Origin of the sequence: Kitasatospora kazusensis (genome assembly GCF_039529945.1) — a bacterium.
Lineage (GTDB): Bacteria > Actinomycetota > Actinomycetes > Streptomycetales > Streptomycetaceae > Kitasatospora > Kitasatospora kazusensis.
The window spans coordinates 1-6,831 of record NZ_BAAANT010000088.1; the positions used below are offsets into that span (position 1 = coordinate 1).

A 6,831-nucleotide genomic window follows, 5' to 3' on the forward strand; every position below is an offset into this window, starting at 1 on the left:
TGTTGATGTTCTTGCTCACGGTTATGGGTTCTCCCGGTAATGATGTGAAGTGATCTGCGGATTCATCGGTGGGGACGGGCGGTGACGTCAAAGTATGTCAGCAGGGGCCCATCACGCTCTCACCCGTAAATCGGCGCCCAGAAGAACATGACAAAGACGTCACCCAGTTCCGTCGGCCCCGCCCGACGCTGCGCAACGAACTGACCACGGCCTTCGCCGCCAGGGCTTGATCAAGTTCCGCATGTGTCCAGGTTGTTGGTGATGCCCAGGATCGGGAGTGCCCGGTGGGGTTCGCGGTTGATTGCTCGGGTGGTCTTGGCGATGTTGTCGGCTCCGAGGGTCTTCAGTACGCCGATGGCGAGGTTGCGCAGGGTGGCCATCGCGCGGGGTGCGGTGCCGGTGTGGACGGTGGAGGCGTCCTCGGCGAAGGTGACGTCCCGGATGTGGTGGGAGGAGTTCTCCACTCCCCAGTGCCCGCGGATCGCGGAGGCGAGGTCGGCGGGGCCGGCTTGGTGGGCGTCGAGGCTGGTGACGGCGTAGACGCTCTCGCGACTCTGCCGCTTTCCGCTCTCCTGGCGGCGGCGGTGGACGCGGAGGGCGAGCTTGGCGTGGGGGAAGGCGATGCCGCCGAGTTCGTCGGCGATGGCGCAGGTCTTGATCGAGCGGGACTCGCGTCTGCCGTGCCCGGTCTCGGAGGCGGTGTCCTGGACGTCGATGTCGTGCCAGGGCAGGGCGGCCAGCTGGCGGTGGGCGGTGGGCTGGTTGGTCTTGATCACGGCGATGTAGTGCGCCTTCTTGGTCTCGACCAGCCAGGCGATGTTCGCCTTCACCGAGTGCAGGGCGTCGAAGGTCACCGTGGCACCCGCCAGGTCCAGCGGCGCGAGCAGGGGTTTGAAATGCGTGGTCTCGTTTGTCTTCGCGCCGATCTCGGTCTGGGCGAGGGTCACGACGGTGCCGTGGGTGACCGCCGAGAGCAGGTGCCGACGGGCCGAGTCGAGTCGGGCGGAGCCCTTGAGTGCCTTGCCGTCCACGGCGATGACGCGCCGTGGACCGGACGGCCGCCCGGCCGGCTCGGTGGTGGCACGGTGCCGGTCGGCGAGGTAGGCGCACACCGCCCGGTCCAGGGCATCCCCGTCAACGTCCTGGAGGACGCGCCCGATCGTCGCCGCGGGGGGACAGCGACGCCACCCGAGCGGATGATGTCGCACACCGAGGGCTCCTAATACTCCGGCAGGACTTCGACGTTTTGCCTGTTCAGAGGCTGCGCGCGGTGAGTGTAGCGGCCTGGTGTCCGGTCAGGGGCGGTCTTCATGGGACCGCCCCTCGATCGTGTGCAGCCGGCGTTGGCAGTGACAGTGACGGGGCAGCCTCCCGACATGATCAACGAGCCTGCAACCGAGACCTGGGACAACGAACTCGAAGACCTCTTCCTCCGCATCGGCCACCGTTTCAGCCGCGTGGAACCACGCCGCCGAATGCGCGACTACGTCCGCGGCCTGCTCGGCCCGGTCGGCCGGAAAAACGGATGGCAGCTGGCCGAATACGCCGGCCACACCACCCCCGACGGGCTCCAGCACCTGCTCGCCGGCGCCCGCTGGGAGGCGGACGAGATCCGCGACGAGCTCCAGCACTACGTCGCCGAGCGCCTCGGCGCCGACGACGGAGTCCTGATCATCGACGACACCGGCTCCATCAAAAAGGGCACCAGCTCCGGGGGCGACCACTCAGCGGACGAAGCCCTCGAATCCATGATCACCGCTGGTGGGTCACAGCGCCCTCTGGCCATGGGCGGATGACCGACTGTCAGAGGCACGTGCTGGGATGAGCTCGTACCTGGCGTGGTAGCAGGAGTGGGCCGCGCCGATCGAGCACGCCGCCGGGAGAGCCGTCATGGACCACCTCAGCCCACGCGACCGGGAGGACGCCGCCGCGCGCCTGCGGGCGCTTCTGCTGCTCGCGCTGCCCGGTCTCGAACCCGGACACCTCCAGCAGCTGAGGGCCGCTTTCGGGGCGGAGTGGCCCGCTGACCTCCCGCCGCGTACCGAACTGGGCGCGGCCCACCCGCCCGCGGATCCGGCCGGGGCAGCCCGCGCGGTACGTGAGTCGCTCGCCGCGCCCCGGCAGCCCGGCCTCGCCGCCCTGACCGCCGCCGCCCGCGCGGCCGGCGCCCTCGACGCGGCCCTCGCCCTTGACCTGCTGGAGCAGGCCCGGCCCGCCCGGGTCCTGCCCGCCCTGCTGGCGGGCGCGACGGGCCGCGAAGGCCCGCTCACCTCCCGGCTGGAACAGCTGGTGGCCAAGCACCTGGGCCCCGATCCGCAACGCTGGTCGGAAGTCCAGGGCGCGCTGGCGACCCACCGGGGGACGCTGCCCGACCTCCTCGCCGAGGACCTTCCCCCGGCCGTCGAGGCGCGTTCCGCGCCGCCCAGGACGGTCTACGCCGCGCTGGCCCTCCTGCTCGGCCACGCCGACCCGCGCGACCTCGCCGACGTGCTGCCGCACCTGGACGACACCACCGTCACCGAGCTGCTGGCCGGCGGCTCCCAGCCGTCGGCCCGGCTGGTGGAGGCCGTCACCGCGTACGGCGACAGCCGCACGCGCGCCGCCCTCGCCCGACACCCCCGCCTCGACGCCCGCGTCCTCAGGCAGCTGGTCACCGCCGACGATCCCGCCGTCAACGCCGTCGTCTACCGCAACCCGCGCGCCACCCCGTCCCTGCGGCGGGCCATCGCCGCCGGCACCCCGTACACCCCCGGGCGCACGCAGCCGGTGCCCGTCGACCGGGTCACCCTGCTGGGCAGCGCGCCGACCGGGCGGCCCGCGCTCGCCCCGCTGGTCGGCAGCGGTGACCCCGAACTCACCCGTCTGGGGCTGTCGTTGGGTGTCCGCAGGCAGGCGCAGCAGTACGCCATGCTGCGGGTCTGGGAGCGGCACGGCTCCGCCGCGGTCCGCGGCCTGCTCGACGATCCGGCGCCGGCCCGGGGCCTCCACCCGAAGGTCGTCGCTCTGGTGGCCGGAGCCCTGGACGACCCCGACGGCTGCCGGCGGCTGCGCGCCGAGTGCGAGGCCTACGAGGCCCCGGCCACGCTGGTCCGGCGGCTGCAGACCACCCGCGGCACCGACACTCTGCGCGATCTGCTGCACGAGCCCTACGCGCACGACATTGAGGCCCTCGCGGCCGGCCACCGCGCGTCGCCGTACCTGCCGCGGGTGGCGGAGGAGCTGCTCCGCCACGAGGACGCCACCGACGAGCAGCGCACCCTGTTCCGGACCACCGTGCTGAACGACCTGTGGCGTCAGGGCGAGCGGATCGAGGGCGTGGTCACGCCGCCCGGCGAACGGCTCGCCGAGGGTGCGTTGGACCAGTACAGCCGCAGCTGGGCGCCCGAGTGCGTCCGGGCCGGTCTGCTGGATCCCGCACTGCTGGTGACCGCTGCCCGGCCCGCGCTGGAGGCGGTGATGGGCCTTGGCCGCCTGGCCGAGGACGACGGCCTGCCCGCCGCCGTGACGGCGCAGCTGGCCGCGCTCGCCGGAGAGCGGCTCGCGGGCCGGCCCGAGGTCTGGGAGGTGCTGCTGGAGGCGCTGCCCGAGTTCCCGGGGACACTCGCCGAGCTGCTGGCGCACGCCGAGCAGGCCGCGGACCGGGCAGCCCCGGCACCCGCGACGCTCTCCGCGGTGCCCGCCGCCCTGCGGGCCGCCGAGCCGTTCGAACCGCCCACCGAGCCCGTCGGCCGGGACCACCGGGCCGCGCTCGGCGCGATCGACCTCCTGATCACGCTGGGGAAGGACACGCCCGGCCTGGTCCCACCGCCCGTGCCCGACGACCCGGGTGTGCTGGCCTTCCTGGCCCGCACCGACAGCGACGACTACCCCGGCTGGATCGCCCCCCGCTGGCTGGTCGAGGCCCGCGGGACCGACTGGGCGCCCGACCCGGAGACCTTCTGCGAAGCGCCCGAGCCGGAGCTGCTTCTGGAGGCGGTCCGCGTACATGCCCTGCGGATGGGCGGCGGAGGCTCCTTCTCGCTCCCTGCCCAACTCGCCGATCTGGGTTACCTCAACGGCGTGGTCACCGCTGAGGCCCTGCTGGCGGCCATCCCCGCGCGGTTCCTGATCCCGGTGACCTGGGACTGGCAGGACGCGGCCTTCGTCCCCGCCGTCCAGCGGGCCCTCGGCGACCTGCTGCGTGAGGAACTCGGCGCCGACGCACCCGCCTGGATCCGGCTGCTGACGGCTGCCCAGGAGCACGCCGAGAACACCGACCTGAGCTGGCCCGAGCTGGTGGAGCTCTCCCGTACCGTCAGCCCGCGCCCGGAGCGCGTCACCCCCAGCGGTACCGGGTCCGCGGAGGAGTTCGACCGGACCAGGGTGCGGTACTGGGGGTGGCCGGCCGGCGAGGCGCTGCTGCGCGCCGACGCCGGAGTCCTGGCGGCCGTCCTCCCGCAGTTGCGGCCGCATGCGTCGCGTCTGCTGGCGCTCTACCTCAACGTCCACCACGAGCGCTATCCGCGGCCGGTCCTCCAGTATCTGGTCACCCATGGCGACCACGGCGTCGTCGACGAACTCGCCCAGCTGCGCCACGAGCCGCTGGAGGAGCGGGAGGTGGCGCAGCTGCTCGGGCGCGCCGACCCCCTGGTGAACCTGGCGCTGCTGCGCCACCACCCCGACTACGGCGTGCGGCATCGCGCCGCGGTCCACCCAGCGGGAGAGCTCGCGGCGTACGCCGACCGGATCGAGGACCATCGGCTCGCCAAGGGCCTGCAGTCCCCCGAGCCCGACCTGATCGAGGCCGTCTTCGCACGGACCTCCGGCTGGCTCCGGCTGCCGGAGCAGCTCATAGGCTGTCTGGGGATGCTGCGCCACGGCGGTCCGGAACGGCTGGCGGCCCTGCTCGACTCGGGGCGGGTCGGCCCCGAGGCGACCAGGATCTGCCGGAAGGCACTGGCCGCCCCCGACGCCCTCGCGGCGCTCCAGTCGCGCACCGCACGCGAGTTCCGCGCCGAGAAACTGCTGGCGAGGCTGCGTGGGCTCGACCATGCGTACCACGGGTACCTCGTCCCCGACCTGCTGACGCTGCCCTACGAGGTCGACTGGGCCCTGCTCGAGGCGGAGCACGCGCGCCAACCGTTCGCCGTCTGGGCGGCGCTGGTCGCCCACCCGGACGCGCCCGAGGAGTTCGTGCTGCGCCATCACGAGGCGCTCGGCCCCGTGGCACGGTGGCGGCAGCAGGAGAGCCCCGTGCTCACCAGGGCGCGGATGCACCTCGGGTTCGGGCACCACCACGGCACAAGCAAACTGGCCGTGCGTCTCGACCAGGCCCTGGCCACTGGGCGGCTGACCGGGCTTGACCTCGTCCACCTGGTCGCCCCGGCGGCCCAGGTTCTGCGCTACCTCGTGGGCGCGATGCTCCGGCCGGATGGCCCTTCGGCGCAGCTGGAGGAGGCGACGGGCGAGCTGGTCGCCCTGATGCGCAAGGTCGACGGACCTGCGGCCTGGCAGCGGATCTACGCCGCGCTGACCAGCCGGGACCAGGGCTGGGAGCCGCTGAGCTCCGTCGCGCAGCTGCTCGAGGGCCCGGGGGGAGACCGAGGATAAGCGTCGTCTGGGTCGGCGAAAGGACCGCTCTACAGGGTGGCGGCGATCCACGCACTGATGTGCTCGGGCAGGGGGTACGGGGTCTCTGCGGGGATCTTGGCGTCAGCCGCCTCCGGCTGCCCCGCCCTGACCAGAGCGTGGGCCTCGTGGGCCAAGGCCGTGACGTCGGTGAGGCCGAGGATCCACTCGTCCACGTAACGGTCGACGGCCGCGCCGGACAGGCCGATCTGGATGGCGCGATGGGGCAGCTCACCGAGGTTGGTCGAGCGCTCAGGGTCCCGCTGGATGCGCACCGGGCTCGCGGCGAGTTCGGCCTTCCAAGCCGCAGCGGACGCGTGACGGTCGCGATCGTGGTGACTCAGGCAGGCGTGGGCGAGCGCCCGTTCGAGGCCCTCCCGGCTGATCCGGACGGCCGGCACGCGTTCCTGTCCGGGCTTGGCGCTCGAAGGCACCCTGTACGCGAACCCGGACATGCCGGCCGCCGGCCACGCGGCGCAGCTGCTCGCAGGCGTGATGCCGCCACTCACCCGTCGCCCGCCGTCCGGGATCTCCGCCTGGGCACGCGCGAATGTCGACCTCGCCCCACCGGACCGCCTCGGGTTCCTCATCGCCACGACCTACCGGACCACGCGGGGCTGGGCGGCGGCCTCCTTCGACGAACTGCGCACCGAGCCGGCATCCGTGATGTCTGACATCCCCAAGAAGATCCCGGATCCACTCGCCCAGTCCCGAGTCCGCGGCCAGGTCTTCTCCACCTTCGAACCGCTGCTGTTCGACCTCCTACGCGCTGGCGACCACCGCCTGCTCTGGGAGTGGCTCGGTACCTGGCGCGGCGCCGACTCTTCGCAGTGAGGCGGACACCGGCCAGGGACGCGACTCGTCGTCATGAGCCTGGTAGCCGGGAACCGCGCACCACCAAGCGGTTCCCGGCTACCAGGCTCGGGCAGGGAGAGAGCGCAGACGCGGTGACGTACTACAGCGAGCCCAGGAAGGCACGGATGGCGGGGCTGCAGCCTCTGGACAAGGACCTCAATAACGAGTGCCGGGCGTTGGCCGGGGCCCTGCACCAACAGTTCGAGGCTCTTGGGGTGTCGGTGCGCCGCTACGCGACGCGCCGCTTCGTCAACGCTGGCACGCTCTCGCGCTACTGAAGTTGAATCCGTGATGTCGCTCGGATGGGTGAAGCAGGGGCATTCACCTGCCTGCGGGGGGTCGGTCCCGGTAGTCATGTGCTGTGAGGTA

At 72.5% G+C, this 6,831-nt stretch carries 5 protein-coding genes and 1 pseudogene; 4 read left to right on the forward strand and 2 right to left on the reverse strand.

What is annotated here, in order from left to right; all coding sequences use genetic code 11:
• Positions 1 to 230 precede the first annotated feature (230 nt).
• On the reverse strand, positions 231 to 1,208 hold the full coding sequence (locus tag ABD330_RS31705) for an ISAs1 family transposase (RefSeq protein WP_344469768.1): 978 nt from the start codon (positions 1,206 to 1,208) through the stop codon (positions 231 to 233).
• A 168-nt stretch (positions 1,209 to 1,376) separates the two neighbouring features.
• Between ABD330_RS31705 and ABD330_RS31710 the strand changes: the two are divergent.
• Positions 1,377 to 1,718, forward strand: a pseudogene (locus ABD330_RS31710) (transposase); the annotation flags it as partial.
• A gap of 172 nt (positions 1,719 to 1,890) precedes the next feature.
• Entirely contained in the window at positions 1,891 to 5,589 is a 3,699-nt protein-coding gene (locus tag ABD330_RS31715) for a hypothetical protein (RefSeq protein ID WP_344469769.1), read from the forward strand.
• 29 nt (positions 5,590 to 5,618) lie between these two features.
• On the opposite strand, the gene ABD330_RS31720 is transcribed toward ABD330_RS31715, so the two are convergent.
• The gene (locus tag ABD330_RS31720) at positions 5,619 to 6,008 is read right to left on the reverse strand and encodes a DUF4291 family protein (RefSeq protein ID WP_344469770.1); all 390 of its coding nucleotides are present in this window, start codon (positions 6,006 to 6,008) and stop codon (positions 5,619 to 5,621) included.
• A 16-nt stretch (positions 6,009 to 6,024) separates the two neighbouring features.
• On the opposite strand from ABD330_RS31720, the gene ABD330_RS31725 reads away from it, so the two are divergent.
• Positions 6,025 to 6,441 carry a hypothetical protein gene (locus ABD330_RS31725; RefSeq protein WP_344469771.1) on the forward strand — a complete coding sequence of 139 codons (417 nt, stop codon included), beginning with the start codon at positions 6,025 to 6,027 and terminating at the stop codon, positions 6,439 to 6,441.
• A 113-nt stretch (positions 6,442 to 6,554) separates the two neighbouring features.
• Positions 6,555 to 6,740, forward strand: coding sequence for a hypothetical protein (locus ABD330_RS31730; protein WP_344469773.1), 186 nt, complete (start codon positions 6,555 to 6,557; stop codon positions 6,738 to 6,740).
• Positions 6,741 to 6,831: the final 91 nt, after the last annotated feature.

What these genes read in the sequence shown, in the direction of transcription:
- ABD330_RS31715 (WP_344469769.1), top strand. Translation starts at nt 1,891, where the DNA reads ATGGACCACCTCAGCCCACGCGACCGGGAGGACGCCGCCGCGCGCCTG.